This window comes from Klebsiella sp. G-Nf4 (assembly GCF_002810615.1).
GTDB classification, from domain to species: domain Bacteria; phylum Pseudomonadota; class Gammaproteobacteria; order Enterobacterales; family Enterobacteriaceae; genus Klebsiella; species Klebsiella variicola.
Genome location: NZ_PION01000001.1, coordinates 1,136,546 through 1,157,384, shown reverse-complemented (window position 1 = coordinate 1,157,384; position 20,839 = coordinate 1,136,546). Strand labels below are relative to the sequence as shown.

The 20,839-nt window shown below is 57.6% G+C and carries 20 protein-coding genes; 5 read left to right on the top strand and 15 right to left on the bottom strand.

Features of this window, described 5'->3' with window-relative positions:
- Window positions 1-8: 8 nt before the first annotated feature.
- From CWM57_RS05680 to CWM57_RS05670, 3 genes are read right to left on the bottom strand one after another with little or no spacing between them, the layout of a single operon-like run.
- Window positions 9-749, bottom strand: a complete 741-nt coding sequence (locus tag CWM57_RS05680; protein WP_012968502.1) for an amino acid ABC transporter ATP-binding protein — start codon at window positions 747-749, stop codon at window positions 9-11.
- Window positions 746-1,471: an amino acid ABC transporter permease gene (locus tag CWM57_RS05675; protein ID WP_008807665.1), complete on the bottom strand. Its 726-nt coding sequence runs from the start codon at window positions 1,469-1,471 to the stop codon at window positions 746-748. Before CWM57_RS05675 ends, CWM57_RS05680 begins: the two co-directional genes overlap by 4 nt.
- A gap of 27 nt (window positions 1,472-1,498) precedes the next feature.
- Complete coding sequence (locus CWM57_RS05670; protein WP_082228017.1) at window positions 1,499-2,311, bottom strand: ABC transporter substrate-binding protein; 813 nt, start codon at window positions 2,309-2,311, stop codon at window positions 1,499-1,501.
- A gap of 192 nt (window positions 2,312-2,503) precedes the next feature.
- Here CWM57_RS05670 and CWM57_RS05665 point away from each other — a divergent pair, with 192 nt between their 5' ends.
- Both CWM57_RS05665 and CWM57_RS05660 read left to right on the top strand, forming a co-directional pair.
- Complete coding sequence (locus CWM57_RS05665; RefSeq protein WP_012542124.1) at window positions 2,504-3,400, top strand: GntR family transcriptional regulator; 897 nt, start codon at window positions 2,504-2,506, stop codon at window positions 3,398-3,400.
- A gap of 51 nt (window positions 3,401-3,451) precedes the next feature.
- Complete coding sequence (locus CWM57_RS05660) at window positions 3,452-4,237, top strand: SDR family oxidoreductase (protein WP_100675746.1); 786 nt, start codon at window positions 3,452-3,454, stop codon at window positions 4,235-4,237.
- 122 nt (window positions 4,238-4,359) lie between these two features.
- Here the strand turns inward: CWM57_RS05660 and CWM57_RS05655 are convergent, their stop codons facing one another.
- Window positions 4,360-5,802, bottom strand: a complete 1,443-nt coding sequence (locus CWM57_RS05655) for a DHA2 family efflux MFS transporter permease subunit (RefSeq protein ID WP_100675745.1) — start codon at window positions 5,800-5,802, stop codon at window positions 4,360-4,362.
- 165 nt (window positions 5,803-5,967) lie between these two features.
- Between CWM57_RS05655 and CWM57_RS05650 the strand changes: the two genes are divergently transcribed.
- Window positions 5,968-6,555 (top strand): TetR/AcrR family transcriptional regulator C-terminal domain-containing protein, encoded by a 588-nt coding sequence (locus CWM57_RS05650; RefSeq protein ID WP_012542120.1) that lies wholly within the window; start codon window positions 5,968-5,970, stop codon window positions 6,553-6,555.
- A 143-nt stretch (window positions 6,556-6,698) separates the two neighbouring features.
- On the opposite strand, the gene CWM57_RS05645 is transcribed toward CWM57_RS05650, so the two are convergent.
- The 7 genes from CWM57_RS05645 to CWM57_RS05615 all read right to left on the bottom strand — a co-directional run bounded on the left by CWM57_RS05645 (window position 6,699) and on the right by CWM57_RS05615 (window position 15,095).
- The gene (locus CWM57_RS05645; protein ID WP_100675744.1) at window positions 6,699-7,832 is read right to left on the bottom strand and encodes an FAD-dependent oxidoreductase; all 1,134 of its coding nucleotides are present in this window, start codon (window positions 7,830-7,832) and stop codon (window positions 6,699-6,701) included.
- Window positions 7,833-8,158: 326 nt separating this feature from the next.
- Window positions 8,159-8,503, bottom strand: coding sequence for an SLOG family protein (locus CWM57_RS05640; protein ID WP_008807658.1), 345 nt, complete (start codon window positions 8,501-8,503; stop codon window positions 8,159-8,161).
- A 65-nt stretch (window positions 8,504-8,568) separates the two neighbouring features.
- Window positions 8,569-10,221 (bottom strand): Na/Pi cotransporter family protein, encoded by a 1,653-nt coding sequence (locus tag CWM57_RS05635; RefSeq protein WP_100675785.1) that lies wholly within the window; start codon window positions 10,219-10,221, stop codon window positions 8,569-8,571.
- Window positions 10,222-10,235: 14 nt separating this feature from the next.
- Window positions 10,236-10,460 carry a hypothetical protein gene (locus tag CWM57_RS05630; protein ID WP_016160720.1) on the bottom strand — a complete coding sequence of 75 codons (225 nt, stop codon included), beginning with the start codon at window positions 10,458-10,460 and terminating at the stop codon, window positions 10,236-10,238.
- Window positions 10,461-10,535: 75 nt separating this feature from the next.
- Window positions 10,536-13,229 (bottom strand): magnesium-translocating P-type ATPase, encoded by a 2,694-nt coding sequence (mgtA, locus tag CWM57_RS05625; RefSeq protein WP_082228020.1) that lies wholly within the window; start codon window positions 13,227-13,229, stop codon window positions 10,536-10,538.
- A gap of 315 nt (window positions 13,230-13,544) precedes the next feature.
- A complete protein-coding gene (locus tag CWM57_RS05620; RefSeq protein WP_223168502.1) occupies window positions 13,545-13,751 on the bottom strand; it encodes a hypothetical protein in 207 nt (68 codons plus the stop codon).
- 438 nt (window positions 13,752-14,189) lie between these two features.
- Window positions 14,190-15,095 (bottom strand): LysR family transcriptional regulator, encoded by a 906-nt coding sequence (locus tag CWM57_RS05615; RefSeq protein ID WP_012542113.1) that lies wholly within the window; start codon window positions 15,093-15,095, stop codon window positions 14,190-14,192.
- Between the two features lie 167 nt (window positions 15,096-15,262).
- Between CWM57_RS05615 and CWM57_RS05610 the strand changes: the two genes are divergently transcribed.
- Window positions 15,263-16,012 (top strand): SDR family oxidoreductase, encoded by a 750-nt coding sequence (locus tag CWM57_RS05610; protein ID WP_008807653.1) that lies wholly within the window; start codon window positions 15,263-15,265, stop codon window positions 16,010-16,012.
- A 90-nt stretch (window positions 16,013-16,102) separates the two neighbouring features.
- Here CWM57_RS05610 and CWM57_RS05605 read toward each other — a convergent pair whose 3' ends face one another.
- Window positions 16,103-16,696 carry an ester cyclase gene (locus tag CWM57_RS05605; RefSeq protein ID WP_082228077.1) on the bottom strand — a complete coding sequence of 198 codons (594 nt, stop codon included), beginning with the start codon at window positions 16,694-16,696 and terminating at the stop codon, window positions 16,103-16,105.
- 26 nt (window positions 16,697-16,722) lie between these two features.
- Complete coding sequence (locus CWM57_RS05600) at window positions 16,723-17,832, bottom strand: alkene reductase (RefSeq protein ID WP_100675743.1); 1,110 nt, start codon at window positions 17,830-17,832, stop codon at window positions 16,723-16,725.
- Between the two features lie 100 nt (window positions 17,833-17,932).
- Between CWM57_RS05600 and CWM57_RS05595 the strand changes: the two genes are divergently transcribed.
- A complete protein-coding gene (locus tag CWM57_RS05595) occupies window positions 17,933-18,868 on the top strand; it encodes a LysR family transcriptional regulator (RefSeq protein ID WP_074386244.1) in 936 nt (311 codons plus the stop codon).
- A 13-nt stretch (window positions 18,869-18,881) separates the two neighbouring features.
- Here CWM57_RS05595 and CWM57_RS05590 read toward each other — a convergent pair whose 3' ends face one another.
- Complete coding sequence (locus CWM57_RS05590) at window positions 18,882-19,712, bottom strand: oxidoreductase (protein WP_061156380.1); 831 nt, start codon at window positions 19,710-19,712, stop codon at window positions 18,882-18,884.
- Between the two features lie 102 nt (window positions 19,713-19,814).
- On the bottom strand, window positions 19,815-20,822 hold the full coding sequence (locus CWM57_RS05585) for an AraC family transcriptional regulator (protein WP_100675742.1): 1,008 nt from the start codon (window positions 20,820-20,822) through the stop codon (window positions 19,815-19,817).
- Window positions 20,823-20,839 lie beyond the last annotated feature (17 nt).

Here is a 20,839-nt window from a genome sequence, read left to right as displayed (position 1 = left end):
CTCCGTGATTAATGTAATATTTGCGTCAGGAAGCGCTGTGCGCGGTCGCTGACATGGCCGGCGAAGAAATCACTGGTGTTGGCGCGATCGATAATTTCGCCGTCTTCCATAAACAGAATCTTGTTAGCGGCCCGACGGGCGAAGCCCATTTCGTGAGTCACCACCATGCTGGTCATGCCTTCCGCGCTGAGCTCCGCCATCACTTCCAGCACTTCACGGATCATCTCCGGGTCGAGGGCGGAGGTGGGTTCGTCGTAGAGCATCAGCTCCGGCTTCATCGCCAGCGCCCGGGCAATCGCCACGCGCTGCTGCTGTCCGCCGGAGAGCTCGTCCGGAAAATGGTCTGCACGTTCGTTGATGCGCACTTTTGCCAGCAGGTTGTCCGCCAGTTTGCGGGCATCAATACGGTTCATTCCCAACACCGTCATCGGGGCCAGCATGATGTTTTCCGCTGCGGTCAGGTGCGAGAACAGCTCGTAGTTCTGGAACACCATGCCAATGCGCTGACGCAGTTTGTGCGCCGGCACGTCGCCCCGGCTGATGTGCTGGCTGGCGAAGAACACATCGCCGCTGTCGGCGGGCGAGAGCATGTTGACGCAGCGTAGCAGGGTGGATTTTCCCGAGCCGGACGGGCCAATCAGCACCACGGTTTCTCCGCGTTGCACGGTAAGAGAGCAGTTTTTGAGTACGGTCTGGCGACCAAAAGTCTTATCAATGCCGATCATCTCCAGCAGCGGTTTCTCACTCATGGTTCCTCCCGGACGGTTTTCGGTAATTTAAACAGGCGAGTTAGCCGCTTCTGGCTTTTGCTGCGGCGCTGCCTGGGATCCAGCACGCGTTCCAGCCACGACTGGAAGATCATGAACAGGCTGGTGAGCAGCAGGTAATAGATGCCCGCGGCGCAAAGCGCTTCGAAGTAACGGAAGCTGGCGCTGGCGGCCTGGTTAGCGACCAGCAGCAGTTCCTGAACGGCGATAACCGAGACCAGCGCGCTCGATTTCAGCATGCTGATCATCTGGTTACCCATCGGCGGCAGAACGATGCGCGCGGCCTGGGGCAGAACGATTTTTCGCATGATCTGGCCATGAGTCATACCCAGCGCCATGCCGGCGGTGCGCTGGCCGCTTTTCACCGCCTGCAGGCCAGAGCGCAGAATTTCCGCCATGTAGGCGCCTTCATTGAGCGAAAGCGCCAGCACTGCACAGGTAAACGCGGAGAAGCGTAAGCCGAAGCCTGGCAGCACGTTGTAGACAAAGATTATCTGGAACAGCACCGGCGTCCCGCGAAACAGCCACAGGTAGAAAAAGGCCAGCCCTTTCCCGGCGCGAAACGGCGCTTCCTGCAACAGCGCCAACACCAGGCCCAGCACCACGCCACACAACAGTGAGCAGAGGGTAATCAGTAGCGTCATCCACGCACCCCGAATAAATTCGGGGGAGAGGAAGTACTGCCACATTAAATCGATCGACATAGCGTTCTCCGGTTAATGGCAAACGGGTTAGAAAAGGGCAACGGAGTCTGGGAAGTTCCACTTCTTAATCAGTTGCGCGTAGGTGCCATTTTTGACGAGGCTCTGCAGACCTTGCTCCAGCAGGGCCTGGGTTGCGGTATCGCCTTTACGCACGGCAAAGGCGATGTGAGTATTCGCTTCGAACTCGGCGCCAACCGCTTCGAACATGCCAGCTTTTTCGGTAAACAGGGCGACGGTGCCCGGCGTGGAGAGGAACTCGGCATCGGCACGTCCCTGGGCGACGGCCACGGCGGAATCGGTGGCCGCGGGGAACGTCATGACGTTGATGGCCGGTTTTTTGGCCTCCAGGCAGCGCTGATTGTCTGCCCGGGCCTGGCTCTCTTCGATCCCGCCGAGCGTCACGGCGATGTTTTTGCCGCAGAGGCTCAGGTCACGTCCGGTGATGTTGGCCGGGTTACCTTTGCGGACCACCACGCGGCTGCCGATTTTCAGATAGGGTACGAAGTCAACCTGCTCGGCACGGGTCGGATTGACGTACATGGCGGAGTTGATGATATCCAGACGTTTACCCTGCAGCGCCGGAATAAGCCCTTTGAATTCCATCGGCATTGGCGCTGGCGTCAGTTGGATCTCTTTGCTTAGCGCGTTAATCAGGTCGATATCGAAGCCGGTAAGCTTGCCTGCTTTCACGTATTCAAAAGGCATGAACGTCGCTGCCGTTCCATAGGTCAACTGACCCTTGGCGATGGTTTCCACCGCCGCATGGCTGACCAGTGGCAGGGCGGTCAGCGCGAACATCAAGGTACGCACGCGGCGAAACAGAAAAGAATTGCTGGACATAGTCGTCTCCTGGCTAAGGTTTAAATTGAATTTAGTGAGTCAATAAATACAATTATGCGTATGAAAAAAATGTCTCATTCTGGTGCGTGTTGCACGTTAAGCGTGCACTCCTTGCTTTACTTTGCTGCGTTTTGTTGGTCGTGATATTGTATATATCGACCACAACAATGCATTTCAGGGAATCGTGAATTCATGCAGCCTGACTCCACTGCGAGCAGTCGCCGGATAGCCCGGCAAATACTCGACCTGATATCTGAAGCAAGATTCGATCCAGGTCATCATTTACGTGAGCAACATCTTGCCGATGCGTTGGGTGTTTCGCGTACGCCGGTACGTGCCGGGCTCAAGGAACTGACCCGCATGGGGGCGGTTGAAGCGCGGCCAAACCAGGGTTTTTTCCTGCTTAAACGCAGTAATGAGCTGGATCAGCTGGAGATTGAGCAGTCCAAGAGCAATGACCAGAAGTTGTACGAGCAACTGGTCCATGACCGCATTGCAGGTATCCTGCCGGAATCCTTTACCCAGACCGAAATCAGCCAGCGCTATGATGTTGATCGCGGCGTGCTGACCCGTACGCTGGTGAAGCTATCGGAGGATGGCCTGATTGCCCGCAATGCAGGGCATGGCTGGCGCTTTCTGCAAACCCTGAACTCCGATATCGCTCTGCGCAATAGCTACGGTTTTCGCCTGATGATTGAACCGATGGCGTTGCTGACGCCCAACCTGCATGTTGACCGGCAGATGCTTAAACGTCTGCGCGCCCGGCATCTGAGACTCATCACCCACCCGGACATTACGCAGGTCCCGGCCAAAGAGATTTTCGAAACCGATGCGGCGTTTCATGAGTTGCTGGCAGAGGCCAGCGGCAATCTGTTTGTATTACAGGCCATTCAGCAGCAAAACCGGCTGCGCCGCCTGCTGGAATTTGGTAGCTATCACAATAAGCGTCGCGTGAAAGAGTGGTGCGAAGAGCACGTTGCCATCATCGATGCCCTGCGAGAGAACAAGCAGGAACAGGCGGCAGAGTTGATGAGAAAACACCTGCAATACGCGTTTGACCAGGTCAATGTAAAAAGCCCACGCGTATAACTGGCATCACTATTGCACATAATGCTCCTGAAAATACAATCAGGAGCATTTATGAATTTGCAGATACAACAGCGTGTGGCACTGGTTTGCGGTGCGGGAAGTGGCCTTGGACAGGCTATCGCCTGCTCACTGGCGCAGGAAGGCGTGAAGGTCGCCGTGACAGGCCGCAACAGAGAGAAGCTGGCGCAAACGGTGGAACGCATCACTCAGCTGGGCGGTACCGCCCGCGCCTGGCCGCTGGATCTTGCCGTCCCGGAACAGTTTGATACGGTCATCGCCGATATCCGCGAGCACTGGGGCGACATCAATATTCTGGTCAATAATTCCGGTGGCCCACCGCCCACGCTGGCACAGGGGACGGACGGCGCCGTCTGGCAACAGCAATTTTCAGTGATGGTCGCCTCGTTAATCCAGCTCACCGATAAACTACTGCCCGCCATGCGCAGCCGTGGCTGGGGACGCATTATTACCACCACTTCGTCCGGTGTGATTGCCCCGATTCCGGGTCTCGCCCTGTCGAATGCGCTACGCATGAGCTTACTCGGCTGGTCGAAAACCCTTGCCGCTGAAGTGGCGGCCGACGGCGTCACAGTGAATGTGATGGTGCCTGGGCGCATCGCTACCGACCGGGTGGGTCAGCTGGATGCTATCAAGGCGAAACGGGAACATTCCACTGCGGAAGCGGTCGCGGAGAAGAGTCGTCTGAGCATTCCGGCGGGACGTTATGGCCACCCCCAGGAGTACGGCGCCACCGCTGCCTTTTTGGCAAGCCAGCCTGCCAGCTACATTACCGGGGCGGTGATCCGGGTCGATGGCGGATTGATTGGTTCGATTTAGTGGGGCGTCGCGTGCAATGCCAGTCGCTGGTGCCGCTGACTGGCATTCACGCCTCTCACGCGCTCATTCAGCATGAGGTGTTAACTATTGCGTCTCGGGTGCGGGACAGGACGCCAGACCGGTTATCTTGTTTCTTCTCGCGTTGATGAACCCTGATGGTTCACCATGAAAAGTGCTGAAAGCGTGAGTAGTATGGCGCCGCTGATCAGTATCCACCCGGCGTGCTGAAAGGCGGCTAAGCTACCCTGCGTATGCGCCAGTCTGACGTAGCACGCCGTCACCAGGGCCGCGCCAGCCATCGCGCCAACACGCTGCAGGATGTTGAGAATCGGTGCTGCATCAGAAACATGACGGGTACCCGCCATCGCCAGGCCTGCCGCCATCGCCGGCACTGTCGCAAGGGCTAAACCGAATCCCCTGATAGCGAGTGCGCTACCGACCAGGGTGTAGCTACTGCCTCCATCAATCATGGCCAGCGGCCATGTCGCCAACACCGAGAGCAAGCCGCCAACGATCAGCACCACGCGAGGACCCAGCCGGTCTGAGAAATAACCGGCGACCGGGAATCCTATGGCAGAACCGATTAACTGCGGAGTAAGGAGCAAACCCACGTCAGCCAGTGCTTCATGGCAAACGTCGCGGAAATACAACGGGAGCAGGAACTGCCCACCAAAATTCACCGCACCTCCGATAGCCATCAGCAACGCCGATAATGTGAAGCCACGATGTTTGAAAAGGCTGAGATGAAGTAAAGGCGAGTCAATGCGAAAAGAGCGAAAGATAAACAAGCCGATAAACAGTGCGCCCACGCTGAGTAAGATAATGTTCCCGCTATTTTCACCACTATTCAGGCTGACACCTTTAATACCCTCCATGAGCAGGGGAAGGCTACAAAGAATCAGTATTAACCCCATCCAGTCCAGGGAGAGCGGCTTATCATTTTTTATTGTCGGGCGAGGGAGTAATTTCCATCCCGCAAGCCATGCACAGAGAGATAAGGGGACATTAATAAAAAACAAGACTCGCCATCCGCAGACCTGAAGCAGAACGGCACCCAGAGACGTTCCCAGTAAGGGCGCAATGACGATAGCCACGCCTATCGTACCAATGATCCGCCCGAGGCGCTCACGACCGACCACCAGACCCAGGATCGTCTGCCCGGCTGGCACGAGTAACCCGCCTGCCAGACCTTGCATTATTCTGGCGGTGAGCAGCACCTCGATATTCGGGGATAACGCGCAAAATGCCGAGAAAACACCAAATAAAATAAGTGCATAGAGCCAAAGTTGGGTGGCGCCAAACCGTTTTACCGCCCATGCGCTAACCGGAACGCCTGCGGCCAGAGCCATGAGGTACGCGGTGGCTATCCACTGGATGGAGGCGTCCGTCACCCCAAGGCCCTTTGCCATGGCCGGAAGCGCAGCACTGAGCATGGTGGATGAGAGCATGGTAGCGAATGCCCCAAGGGTGATGATGGCGGCTTGCAGCCACAAAACCGGCGGGATGGCATTGATGGGGCCAGCATGGTTTGTTTTCTTTACCTGCGTATCTCGATTGATATTCATGGGATGACCTTTAGGTGCGATGCGTTAAAAATCTATCATTGATCAATTTTTCTATCAATGATAGATTTATTTTCATCAATGGCGCCGGTAGGCTCCTGGTCAGGAGAAGATCTCTTTTTATCTACCACGGGCTCGGTTGGATGCATTAACAACAGGATGAACACCATGGCTAAAATTCAGCGGGATCAGGTCATTAATGCTGCATTAGCACTCTTAGATGAAGTTGGGCTGGAAGCGATAACGACGCGAAAGCTGGCGCAAAAGCTGGGGGTAGAATCCGCAACGCTGTACTGGCATTTCAGGAACAAGGCCAGCTTACTGGAAGAGATGGCCGCAACTGTTTTGGCCAGGCACCATTCGCTTCCGCTGGCTGAAGACACGGCCGAGTGGGCAGACTGGCTGGCAAATAACGCGCGCAGTTTCCGCCGCGCGCTTCTCGCTCATCGGGATGGCGCACTGCTCCATGCGGGGACAACACCGGCGCGGGTAGGAGGGGAAACGTTCTACCCAAAGGTGGCTTACCTTATGCGGGCCGGCTTTTCTGAGGCCGAAGCCGCAATGATATTACTCACTATTAGCGAATATACCCTGGGATGCGTATTAGAGGAGCAGTCTCGTACAGACAGACATGATGATGAAAGATTGTCTACACCCTCAACAGAAATCAGTCGTATCGATGCGCTTACCCACCAACATCCGGATACCTGTTTTGAGTTCGGTCTGTCTTTGATCATGAAGGGGTTATTAAAATAACTCGTTCCAGATTTCAGCTATTGCGACAGCGTTTTAATGATTTTATCTCCGGAGCGTTATTCTCCGGACATCCTGAACGGTGACCTCCCGATAGCGGGAGGGTTATTTGTTCATGGCGCAAAAATCACCGCAGCGTTGGGGGATCAGGATCCCGTTTTATATTGATTAAAAAAATGCAACAACGCGTCGGGTGTCTCGTCCCCAAAGAGAATGCCAGCCATTGCCTGCGCGTCGTTGGCCGCGGTTTCGACGCGGATAAACATCTGTTCTTCATAAGCGGACAGCGCGGCTTCAGGATTATCTGCATTGGCCGCAATCGCGAGTCCCAGCTCAGCGCCATCCTCTAACGCGAGATTAGCGCCTTCGCCGAACGGCAGCATAAGATGCGCGGCGTCACCCAACAGCGTTACGCCTGCTGTTCGCGGCCATCGAAGTCCGGGAGGTAAAAAGTGAATAGGGCGCAATACGGGCTCACCATCACCCTCAGTGATCAATGTTTGCAGTGGATGCGCCCAGCCATCGAATTCATCGACTATGCGTTGCACGTCAACCTGTGCATTAGCGGACGTCACGTCAGCGAACCAGGCCTGGGGTCGGCACAGAGCAATGTAAACGTGGATCACGCCGCCAGGCTCCCGGTGCGCCATGATACCCTTGCCCGGCGAGAGCGCAAAAAATGAGCCGCGGCCTACTGCTTGCGCGCAAGCCAGATGATCAGTATCAACGTGACTAAGCCAGCGCTCGACATACGAAAATCCCGCATAGGCAGGCACAGCATCGGTGACCAGAGCACGGACACGCGACCAGGCACCATCTGCGCCCACCACCAGGGAGACCCTGGTGGTGGAGCCATCCGTAAAGTACAAACTATGCGTGCCGTCATCATGGGGGACGATATCTGCCACTTTACGGCCCCATTGCACGGTGTCCGCAGGAAGCGACTCCAGCAGCAGCGTGCGAAGCGCGCCGCGAGAGACTTCTGGTCGGCCGCCCAAACCATCATCGAACTGCTCGAACAATACGTTGCCCGCTTTATCGAGTACGCGCGTGGATTGACCACCAGGAAGAATAAGGGCCCGGAAGGCATCGTACAGGCCTGCCGCTATCAGCGCCCGCTGGCCATTATGATCGTGGATATCCAGCAAGCCACCTTGTGGGCGGGCCTCGGGAGAGGCTTCAGCTTCGTAGACCACAGAGGAAATGCCGTGGACATGTAAAATACGTGCGAGCATGAGGCCGCCGAGTCCTGCTCCGACGATGGCAATGGATGAGGTCATTTTTTCGCTCCAGGTAAGGTATGGCGGGTGTCGTTGTCCGGCTGTTCCTGGTTTCGATACCGCGCGAATAAGGGGAGTGGACGTGAAATCTCATCCCGGGGACCGACGGAAGCCTGAGGGTATGCTGAGCGGTATTGCCCATAATGTTCCCGGACAATTGGGGGGCCGGGCCCCCCGCCTGACTGTCCTCTCTGCGCTCAGCTTACACTTAGACGAGTAAGGTTCTCTATATTGACCATTGCTGGTTAATCGTCAAGGCCGTCATTCAATACCCCTCCAGCGGACGCCTGCCTGTGGCCATGGTCACCGAACTTCACCCACTCAGGTTAAACGACGTCGATGACGCGGATCCCTCTGTTTTTCGCCATCTTTATGCACTCCGCCGTATCTTCTCCGCCAGGAAAAGCCAGCAGTACGTCAGGGCGGCTATCTTCCAGCATAAACAAATTGCGCCTTGTCTCTGCATATTTTCCGTGCAGCGCCCAGTTTGCCGGGTAGCGGATCACGTGAACGTCGATCCCGCGCGCCCAGTTTTCTATCGCGCCGCCCAGCGCCTGGTGCCCTCCGTGAATCAACACGTTAATCGTCTGTGTACGGGCATAGAGATCCAGCACATGGGTGATGGTATGGGTGTCGGCATAAAACCGACCCGAGCAGATTAACACTCGCATTTTTTGTACCTTAACGTTGCTTGCCTTGAAAAGGATCTCGTCCGCGCGCTGGCGGTTATTGTTTTTTAAACATCCGGCGGCGTTTCAATAAACCGCAGCGAGGTATCGCCCAGGCGGTCAATGACCGGGTAGGCGACGGCGGCGATATGGTGATGCACGCGGCGGTAGTCCCGTAGCACCCGCTGGAAAATGTCGCCGGATTCCGCCCAGGCATTCTTGTCCTCCCGCAGTTTTTTGAAGTGCTCGCGGCTGGCGGAGGCCTCCAGCTGGCGGATGGTTTCTTTGCGCTGCACCAGCTGGTGGGCAGCAGACAAGTCTTCACGCAGGAATGCCGCTATGCCTAAGTTCAGGCTGGTGAGGAGCTCCGCATGCAGCAGGCGAATATGGTGTAATTCAAAGTCGTTAAACTGCTCTCCCCGGCGTGCGCGGCGCGTGGCCAGCTGGGTCAGATTGCTGGAGAGAATGTCGCCCGCGTGCTCAACATTGATGATGAACATCAGGATCTCCTGGGCACGATCGGCATCTGCATCATTCAGCCCGTCCTGACCAATGTCGGCGAGGTAGGCGCGAACCGCCGCGCTCAGCAGATCGACCGACTGCTCCAGCTGGCGGATGTCATCGGCAGCCTGTTTTTCCTGGGTCACAAACAGCACCAGCAGTCGGTCCAGCATGATGGTTAGCATGTCGGCGGCGCGCAGCGATTCGCGAACCGAATTGGACAGGCCGATATAAGCCACTTCCAGACCCGCATCGTCGAGATACATTGGCATACCCGGGTCGCCTACGCGCTCTTCTTCCGGAAACAGTCGCTCCAGGAAGCGAGCCATTGGCACGTTCAGGCCGATAAACAGCAGCGCGAGCGCCACGCTAAAGGCGGTATGAAACCACACCACCAGCTGCGGCGTGTTCAGCCCGGATTTACGGGCGATCGCCATCAGCAACGGCAGAAGCAGTAATGCCAGCGCGCAGCCGGACAGGCGGACCATCAGGTTGCCAACCGGCAGGCGGCGGGCCACCGCGGACCCGGCGTTTAACACTGGCGGTAACGCGCCGCCGATGTTGGCGCCAAGCACCAGCACCAGGGCCGTAGCCGGGGTCAGCGTGCCGGTACCGGCGAGGGAGACGATCAGCAAAATCATCGCCACGCTGGAGTGGCACAGGAGCGTCAGGAGCGCCGCCACCAGCAGGGCAATGAAAATATCGCCCTGTAGCCCCTGCATCACGGCATGAAACACCGGCGTGACCTCAATGTCCTGCAGCGTGCCGCCCAGTAAATGCAGCGCCAGCAGCATCAGGCCGAGGCCAATCAGGGCGCAGCCCACACTTTCAAAGCTGGAATGGTCGCGTAGCTTGAAAACCACAAACCCGGCCAGCAGAAGCAGCGGAATGGCGATTTCCATGTTAAAGCTCATCAGCTGGACCACCAGCGTGGAGCCGATGTTGGCGCCGAGCATCACCGCAAGCGCGGGGGCAAGGCTTAGCGTACCTGCGGCGGTAAATGACGTCGCCATCATACTGACCGCCGTGCTGCTTTGCAGAATGCCGGTAATGCCAATGCCGGAGAGCAGGGCGGTCCAGCGGTTAGTGAGGTGGCGTCCCATCCAGTTGCGCAGCGGCGTGCCGAAGCCGCGCTGCAGCGCCGTTGAAATCATATGGCTGCCCCAGAGCAGCAATGCGATGGCGCCAGCCAGGTTAATTAACAGAGTGGTTCCGGACATCATGAATTCCCCCTCTACAGGGCGGGTAGTGAAATAAAACGCAGTAACCTGATCGAAAAACGATGTATGGCGCTGGCGAGGTTCAGTAATGCTTTAGTGTGTTGATAGTTAATCTTCCCTCCGGCGTACCATGCCAGGGCACGGACGCGAAGGGTGCGGGTTATTTTCATTAAAAATAAGACAATCAACGCGATGGTCTTATTTTTAATCAGGAAAATGATGGAATGTTGCTTTTCCATAATGCTTCCAGCCTGTGTGGCCTGCCTGAAAGGTGCCGCCGAAGCGGCACGTGAATCACTGTCTTTAACGCAGAATTAGTGCCACTGCCTGAAGCGACGGATGTAGAACGTTTTCATGCCCTGGGCCACGCAGCAGTAGGCGAGCAGGGTGCCGACCAGCCACGGGAAGTACTGCCACGGCAGTGCCTGCAGCCCAACCAACGGCCCAAGCGGAGAGAACGGCACGTAAATTCCAATAGCCATAATCAGACCGGTCATCATCAGTACCGGCCAGGCGGCGGTGCTCTGAATGAACGGAATTTTCTGGGTACGCAGCATGTGCACCACCAGCGTCTGCGACAGCAGGCCTTCAACGAACCAGCCGGACTGGAACAGGGTCTGCATGTGTTCGCTGTTGGCGCTGAATACAAACCACATCAGCGCAAAGGTCGTCATGTCAAAAATGGACGATGTCGGGCCAATCCAGACCATAAAGCGGCCGATGTTTCTTGCATCCCACTTGCGCGGTTTGCTCAGGAACTCTTTGTCCGTTTTGTCCCACGGCAGCGCGAGCTGGGAGATGTCGTACATCAGGTTTTGCAGCAGCAACTGGATCGCGAGCATCGGCAGGAACGGAATGAACGCGCTGGCCACCAGCACCGAGAACACGTTGCCGAAGTTGGAGCTGGCGGTCATGTTCAGGTACTTCATAATGTTGCCAAAGGTCTCGCGGCCTTTGATGACGCCTTCTTCCAGCACCATCAGGCTCTTTTCCAGCAAGATGATGTCGGCCGATTCCTTGGCGATATCGGTGCCACTGTCGACCGAGATACCCACGTCGGCATCGCGCAGAGCAGGGGCATCGTTAATGCCGTCACCAAGAAAGCCCACCGTATGACCGTTGGCCTGCAACGCCTTCAGCACGCGTGATTTCTGCAGCGGCGTTAGCTTGGCGAACACCGTGCGCTCTTCCACCAACTGCTGCAGGGCCGTGTCGCTCGACGACTCAATCTGCGGGCCGAGTACCGGTTCGCCTGGTTCCAGTCCCACCTGGCGGCAAATCCGCGTAGTGACAATCGCGTTATCGCCGGTCAGCACTTTGACTGCGACGCCAATATCCATCAGGGCAGCAATCGCCGGACCCGCGCTCTCCTTAGGTGGATCGAGGAAGGTGAGGAAGCCGCGGATAATCAGATCGTGCTCATCAGCGGTGCTGTACAGTCTTTTCGCTTCGGCTTTCGGAATGTCGCGCGTAGCGACCACCAGAACGCGGAAGCCGTCTTTGTTGTAGTCGTTCGCCATCGCCAGCATGGCGTCACGGCGCTGATCGTCGAGGGGGATAACCTTGCCATTCTCTTCCATGTGGGAGGCGATGCTCAGCATCTCCTCCACGGCGCCTTTGCACACCAGCAGATGATTGCTCTGGCTGTCTTTCACCACAATCGACAGGCGACGGCGCACGAAGTCGAACGGCATCTCATCGACTTTGCTGTACCCCTGAGGTTGCACAAAGCCCGACTCATTTTCAGAGAAGTAAATGACCGCCTGATCCATCAGGTTTTTGATGCCGCTTTGATAGTGGCTGTTGAGCCAGGCCAGCGCCAGCACGGACTGATTTTTCTGACCGTGCGTGTCGACGTGGTGCTCAAGGATGATTTTATCCTGCGTCAGGGTGCCGGTTTTGTCGGTGCACAGCACGTCCATCGCGCCCAGGTTCTGAATCGCGTTAAGGCGCTTAACCACGACTTTACGCTTCGCCATAGCCACCGCGCCCTTGGCTAGGTTGGCGCTGACGATCATTGGCAGCATTTCTGGCGTCAGACCTACGGCGACGGCCAGAGCAAACAGCAGGGCATCCCACCATTCGCCCTTCATCAGGCCGTTAATCAGGAACACCACCGGCACCATCACTAGCATAAAGCGGATCAACAGCCAGCTGACGCTGTTCACCCCGCGGTCAAACGCCGTTTGCGCCCGGGTGCCGACAATCGCTTTTGCCAGTGAGCCAAAGTAGGTCCTCGGCCCGGTCGCCACCACGACCGCCTGAGCGGTGCCGCTGACAACGTTGGTCCCCATGAAGCAGATGTTAGGCATATCCAACAGGTTCTCGTTGTCAACCGCCTTGTCGTGTGCGGATTTCTGCGCCACGTCGCCGAGGGTGTCGTACTTCTCAATCGGCAGCGCTTCGCCGGTCAGGACGGCCTGACTGATAAACAGGTCGCGTGATTCGATCAAACGGACGTCGGCCGGGATCATGTCGCCCGCATAGAGCTGCACGATATCGCCCACCACCAGCTCGCGCATCGGGATTTCACGTGGCGTTCCTTTTTGCCCGGCGTGTTCGCGACGAACGACCGTCGCGGTGGTGCGAACCATCGCTTTCAGCGCTTCGGCCGATTTGGCCGAGCGGTGTTCCTGCCAGAAGCGCACCAGTCCGCTGAGGGCAACCATGGTACCGATGATTATCACCGTCGTCAGGTCGCCGTCTTCGCCATGGCTGGTGGGCAGCCAGTAGTCGGTGAAGAAGCTGATCCCGGCGAGAATGGCGAGCACATAAATAAACGGGTTGTTAAACGCCATCAGCAGCTGGATCAGCGCATGCGGCGGCTTGTCATGAGTCACTTCGTTCAGGCCATCCCGCTCCAGCCGGGCATTTGCCTGGGCTTCCTGCAGCCCTTCCCGGGTAGTGTTGAGGTTGACCAGGGTTTCTGCGATACCGTTTTGGGCTTCCTGGGCGGCACGCATAGACAGCGTGCTTTTTTTATTTCGGTTCTTGGTTTGTACAGTCATGGTGCTGCTCCTGTCGCCGGGCGGCAGCAGGCTTTTTACGGTAAGACCCGGATTAAGGGCGGCCGAAAATAGCCCGATGTCGCATCAGCGATCGGTTTTAATTAATTTCGCACAGGGCTTCCCGCTGTTTATTATTAAAAATAAACAGGCGTGAAGTTTATATTTTGTTTTATTTGGACGTGATTATTCCTGCCGATGTACAAATATAAATACATCAGTGAATAAACAGGTACCAGCAGTGACGTAACTCAGCGTGACGCACGAAAACGGGCTGCGGCATAGCGCGCAGACACGGCCTACGGCGTAACGGCTGAATCAGGCGACGAAGGGGCGACTTTGTGGGTCTTCGCCATCAGAGAAGCGGCAACGACGCTCCAGCTGGCCGGTGACAGGACTGACGCGCCAGTTAGTAATGCGTTGATTCAACTCGCTGATTTTAGAAGAGAATATAGAGCTTTGCTGTTTTTTACGCGCAGACGACGCCCGATCGCGGGGCGGCCGGACACGCAGCGTTGATGTCATGGTTTTGACACCAGGAAAAAGGGTAGATTTGAAGTTCATAACACACCTCGGGACCGTGAAAACTCTGGTCGAGGTGGGACAACACGAGAGCATCAAGCTCCGGCGAGACACACCAAAACGAAGAAGTGATCACAATCGATTTTATGTTTACTTGTCCGAATAACCGTTAAGGCAATATTCGGACCGCTACTAAATTCAGTATCCATTAGTCTCTTATGTCAGATTAGGAAAGGCCACAACTTAGGCCCATGAAATCTACCCATAGCCAATGTTATTGTCAACCCATTCATATCAATTTAAATCTTCGTTTATATTTTGTGTAGAAACATCAAATCGTCGATTTAATCAGCGATGTTTTCGGACGGTCGTAAAAAGGATAATAGCGGTCAGTGTGTTCATTTACGGCCCCCCCCTCGGCGCGGCGTCAGATAACGCGCTTTATCCCTGCACCGCAGCTGGAAAAACCGCCGCCAGCCATTCAATAAAGACGCGGAGCCGGGGCGGCACGTGCCGGTGCCGGGCATAGACGACGTGAAAGGGATAGGGGGCCGGGCGCCAGGCGGCGAGGATCTCCACCAGCTTGCCACTTGCCAGCGCGGGTTTTAGCGAATAGGTAAAGGTTTGCACAATGCCTAAGCCCGCCTCGCCAGCGGCAATATGCGCGTTGCTCTCATTGATGCCGAGATGGGGCTCTGTCTTGAGCTCGGTACTGACGCCGTGACGCGTAAAGCGAAACGGAAACGCTCTGCCGCTGGCCGGCGACAGATAGCTGATGAGCTGGTGGCCATGATGGAGTTCATCCGGCGAGGCGGGCGTGCCGCAGCGCTGAAGATAGCCAGGGGTGGCGCAGGTGACCAGCGTCGCCTCGCCGATTTTACGGGCGATCAGCGTCGAGTCATCCATCGGCCCGCCGCGGATGGCGCAGTCAATATTGCCGCTGATGAGGTCCGCGGGTTTATCGGCCACCTGTAAATCGATACGGATATCCGGCCAGGCGGTCATAAAGTCCGCCAGCAGCGGGATCAGCACATCGCACGCGGTCGACCCACCGATGGCGATCCGTAGATGGCCCTTCGGCTTATTGTGGGCGGTATTGAAGGAGGCGTCGATCTCTTCCAGGTCTTCCAGCAGGCAGCGAGCTTTTTCATAGTACTCCCGTCCTTCCGGCGTCACGGTAATACGCCGGGTGGTGCGCTGCAGGAGGGAAACCCCCAGATGCGCTTCCAGTTGCTTGATGGTTTTGCTGAGCGTGGCGTTGGGCATATCCAGCGAGTCCGCGGCGCGGGTAAAGCTGCCGGCTTCGACAACGCGGGTGAAGGCTTTGAGGGCTGAAAATCGGTCCATTATTCGCAGTATCCTGGTTAGCGGGCGTCCATTATCCACGGAGGGGAAAAGTGTTTTTCAGATTAGGCCATTTTTCCGCCTCTTTGAGGCGATTACAGTGCTTTCCATACCCGGCGGGGCGCTTTCGCGAGCCTGGCCTGTTTATACTCTAACCAAGGAAATGCACCATGAGCAAAAAACTTGCGGATAAAGTGGCGTTAGTGACCGGCGGCAGCACCGGGATTGGCCTGGCGTCGGCGAAAGCGCTGGCGGAGCAGGGCGCGAAGGTGTATATCACCGGCCGCCGACAGGAGGAGCTGGATGCGGCGGTAAGATTCATCGGGCCCGCCGCCCGCGGGATCCGCGCCGACGCCGCCGTGTTAAGCGACCTTGACGCGGTATTTGCGACCATTGCCGACGAGTCCGGCCGCCTGGATGTGCTGTTCGCCAATGCTGGCGGCGGGGATATGCTGCCACTCAGCGCCATCACCGAAGCGCACATCGAGCGGATATTCGCCACCAACGTGCGCGGGGTGGTGTTCACCGTCCAGAAAGCGCTGCCGCTGCTCACCGACGGCGCCTCGGTGATTTTGACCGGCTCTACGGCGGCGGTCAAAGGGACGGCTAACTTCAGCATCTATAGCGCCAGTAAAGCGGCGGTACGCAGCCTGGCGCGCTCCTGGGCGCTGGAGGTGAACGATCGCGGGATCCGCATCAATGTCGTCAGCCCGGGGCCGGTGCGTACCCCGGGTCTGGGAGGACTGGTCGCGGAGGCGGACCGTCAGGGCTTGTTCGACGCCCTGGCCGCCAGCGTACCGCTCGGGCGGCTGGGCGAGCCGGAGGAGATTGGCAGGACGGTGGTATTTTTAGCGTCTGACGAGTCGAGCTTTATTAACGCCGCAGAGATCTATGTCGACGGCGGAATGGCGCAAATCTAAGCACAGTCTGTCGCCAGGCGAGCCGCCCCGGCGGATACCGGGGCGGCTCGTGGTTATGGCGATCGCTTACTCACCGTCCGGGTGGGCAGCTTATTGCACGCCCAGCTGTTTCATCAGCGTCCGGTTATCTTCAATATGCCAGTTGGCGGCAATTTTACTGCCGCTGATCTGATAGATATCGGTGGCAATAAAATCGATATTTTGTCCCTTACCCTTCCGGGTGCCGAAGGTCCCGGTAAAGTGGCCATGAAAATGTAAGTGTGAGACCACCCGGTCACCGGCCACAATCATTTGTTCGACATCACAGCGTAAATCCGGCACCGCCTGACGAAATGCTCTGGAGGCGAGGATCGCGCCTTCCGGCCCTTGTCGGCGCCCTTCCGGGGGCGTTTTATCGATAAAATTCCCCGCCAGCGCCGCCCGGGCCAGCGCTTCATCACCGGTATTCCAGAACGTGGCGTATTGTCTGGCGACATATTCATTGGCGGCGCGTGTGGCAGGGGGAAGGCCGCTGTCAACGATGAGCTGGGCTGGCTTCAGCAAACCCTGCGGGGCTGAAAACGCGGAGCCGGATATCCCGGCAAGCAGCAGCGCTGTGGCGCAGCGCCGCAGCGTGATGCCGTGTCTGGCCTGCGCGCAGACAACAGCGACACCAAGGCTGGCAGGTAACATTTTGCGGGTCATTTTCACTCTTTATGCTCCGTTCATTTTCACTCTTTATGCTCCGTATAGAAGGGATAGTCGGTATAGCCCACCTCTGTCCCGCCAAACAGCGTGGCGGGATCGCTGACGGTCGCCAGCGGCCAGCGGTGCTGAAGCCGCTGCGGCAGGTCAGGATTAGCAATAAACGGGCGGCCGAAAGCCACCAGGTCGGCGAAACCGGCGGTGAGGATACGTTCCGCCTTTTGCTGATCGTAATTGCCGGCCATGATCAGGGTGCCGCTGAAGGTCGCGCGCAGCGTGTCACGAAAGTGCTGGGGAACGGCTGGCGCATCGTCCCAGTCCGCCTCCGCCAGGTGGATAAAGGCGATACCCTGCTGTTCGCACCAGGCCGCCAGGGCAAGGATGGCGTCGATCACTTGCGGGTCGTTCATCCCGCGCTGGGTAATGTAGGGGGAAAGGCGGATGCCCGTCCGCTCGCGGCCAATAACGTCGCCGATGGCGGTCAGCACCTCCTGGGCAAAACGGATCCGGTTGCTCAGGCTACCGCCGTACTCATCAGTACGCTGGTTGGCGGTACGCCGCAGGAACTGGTCGATCAGATAGCCATTGCCGCCGTGCACTTCCACGCCGTCAAACCCCGCCGCTATCGCATTGCGCGCCGCCTGACGGTAATCGGCGACAATACGCTGAATATCCGATCGGGAGAGCGCCCGCGGCGGTGGGCAGTCCACCATCTGGCCCCGGCCTTGCTCATCCACCACCCAGACCTGGGCGTCCGGCGCCAGCGCCGACGGGGCCACGGGTTGCCCATCCGCATGAAAACGAGCGTGCGACATCCGCCCCACGTGCCAGAGCTGAGAAAAAATAACGCCGCCAGCCTGGTGAACGGCCCCGGTCGTCAACTGCCAGCCGGCAATCTGCTCAGCGGAATGCAGGCCAGGCGTCCAGGAGTATCCCTGTCCCTCAGGAGAGATTTGCGTCGCCTCCGTGACGATCAATCCGGCGCTGGCGCGCTGGCGGTAATATTCTGCCATCAGCGCGGAGGGGATATTTCCGGGCTGCAGGGCGCGCGCCCGGGTCATGGGAGCCATGACGATGCGGTTTTTCAATGGCAGCGTGCCGATGCGGTAACGATCGAAAAGTGAGAGGCTGTTCATACGGGTGTACCTTGCGAGTGGAATGAAAATCACTTTACAGTCGGGATCTGATTTTGATAATTAGGCTAAAAACAGATTCACTTTTCAGGAAATACGAAAAATGGGCAAGCTGGAAGATATGGCGCTGCTGGTGGCTGTCGCCGAGGCGGGGGGACTCTCCGCCGCCGGCAGACGGTTATCGCTCTCACCGGCCACCATGACGGCCCGCCTGAAGGCGATGGAAGAGCGTTACCAGACCCGCCTGTTCCATCGTTCCACGCGCGCTATCACCCTGACCAGGGCGGGGGAAGATTTTTATCATGCCGCGCGGCGCGTACTGGAGGAGGCCCGCCACGCCGAATCGTTGCTGACGCAAAAGGAAGGCGTGCTGAGCGGCAATATTCGTCTTTCCGCCCCCTCCGACTTTGGCCGACAGTATCTTAGCCCGGCCATCGTCGACTTTTCCCGCCGTCACCCCGAGGTCACGTTTTCCGTGTTCTTAGGGGAGCGCGTGGAGGATCTGGTCGCCAACCGGCTGGATATGAGTATTCGCGTCGGTAACCTGCCAGACAGTAGTTTGGCGATCCGCCATATCCGCCCCAACCACCGGGTGCTGGTGGCTTCGGAGGCTTATCTTGCCACTCACGGAACGCCTGCCGCCCTCGACGAGTTGCACCATCACCGCTGCCTGGCGCTGGAGCGGCACGGTGTGGTGATGAATGAATGGCGCTTTGAGGAGGCGGGAAAGGAGCGCGTCGTGCGGGTGACACCGGCGATGGTCTGCGACGATGGGGCACTACTGCGGCAGTGGGCGCTCAGCGGGGCGGGGATCGCCGGTAAATCATGGTGGGATGTGAAGAGGGATGTCGAGGAGGGACGGCTTCAGGTGCTGTTTGCCGAGCGCTTCACCGGATTCAGCCCCTTAGACCGTAAGGAGGTCGGGCTGCAGTTTGTCTTTCCCCAGCGAAAGCTGCAGCCCCCTCAGGTATCGGCGTTTATGGCGTTTTTTATCGACTGGCTGGGAGAGTCATCCCCCTCCAGCGCGAGGCGAAAGTGAGCAGAACATCACCTCAGCGCATCTGGCTGAGGATAATACGATCGAAAAGACGGTCGCCCAGCCAGACACGCATCCGGATAAGCAATTTGGCATACTTACCGACGGCATAACGGGGGCGTGGATTTGAGGCATTCACCGCGACCAGGACCACCTCGGCGATCGTCTGCGGGTCGCTGCCGGTGCCATGGCCGTACGTTTTTTGGATCGACAGGGCGACCCCTTTTACCAACTGACCATACGGTCCTGTGGCCGAACGTTTGACAATACTTTCACTGGCCGCATCGCCGAAGCCGGTTTCAATCACTCCAGGTTCGATGATAACCACCTTGATGCCGAAGTCGGCAACTTCCAGCCGCAGGCAGTCTGACCATCCCTCAAGTGCATGTTTGGTGGCGTGGTACCATGCGCCGAGGACGCTATACATCTTGCCACCCATGGAAGAGATATTGACAATATATCCGCGACGGCGGGCGCGCATCGCGGGAAGCAGTAGTTGCGTGAGATGCGCCGCGCCGAAGAGATTGACCTCAAACTGGTAGCGAGCCTCATCGATACCGATCTCTTCGACCGGGCCATACAGGCCAAAACCGGCATTATTGACCAGTACATCGACCCCTCCGGTCTGAGACAGAATGGTGTTCACGACAGCCAGCCGATCGTCCTGCCGTGAGAGATCCATCTGCAGGCATTGGGCCCCTAGCGAAGCCAGATCGTCCATTTTCCCGAGCTGCCGGGCAGCAACGTAAACCTGGTAACCCTCCTGGATAAGACGACGGGCAATGGCTTTCCCCATCCCTGACGATGCGCCGGTGACCAGCGCGGTTTTATTTTCCTGAATAAACATAAGCACCTCGGCAAGTAGACTGCGCCGAGTGTGCCTGCTGTCAGGCGCGGTGTCGCTGGCACGGTGCGCCACAATACTGGCAAAGCGCGCCATGACGCGCGCTTAGTTGAGGCGCATCATGTCTCTGAGGGTTTCTGGCGTCTGGCCGGTCCACGCCATAAAAGCCCGGTAGAAGGAATTCGGATCTTCAAAACCGAGCAGAAAGGCGATCTCATAACCGGAAAGCGTGGTATTGAGAAGATAGTGGCGAGCCAGCGCTTCGCGACAAGCGTGAACAAGGGCGCGATAATTCTCTCCCTCCTGCTCCAGCCTGCGCTGCAGGGTGCGTTTACTCATTCCCAGACGTTGCGCCGTATTGTCGATAGAGGCGTCGTTGCCCGGCAGAAGCTCCAGCAGAACTGCATGAACACGTTCAGCCGTTGAGGCCTGATCGCTAAGCTGGCTGAGACGACGCTGCAGCTCCGGCTCAAAGACCTGCCACATACCCTCGTTCACCGTCAAAAAGGGCCGCAGGGCATCAGCGGCGGCAAAGCTGATGGTCGCCCGCTTTCCACGCTGTATGGTCGTGCCGAAGAAGGCTGAAAAGTGGTGGGTCTGCTGGCGGGTGAGGGGCTGTGAGAGCGTCACTTTCACGGCCTGAACCGGTTCGCGGGTGGCCAGTCGGTTCAGGCGAAGTAAAAATGCCAGTTCCGCCACTTCCAGAGAGGCAGGGATTTCTGTTGCTCCCAGCCAGCGCGGAGACACTGTCAGCGTGCCGTTCTGCACGACCGTCGTCTCCAGCACCATGGGGGCAATAAGCAGTTTATACTTGGCCAGCCGCTGGACCGCCTGCATCATGTGGGTACTACACAAGGCGGCGAACAGCGGGGGATCAAACACTTCCGCAGAGACCCTTTCTACAAAAGGCAAAGGAAAGGCCTGGTCGTCGCTTTCTTTTTCTAGCACGCGCCAGAAACGCAGATACTCATCGGTAGTCAGACCGCGATTGGTGTCTGAAAAGGTGTCGTCCGGCAAATTGGCCTGGCGGAGGAGATGTTCAGGCTCCATCCCTGCGTCTTTGAGCAGCGCTCGCCAACGGAGATTGAGAGAAAAAGTGCGGTTGCGTGCCATGGTGAGATTTCCAGCAG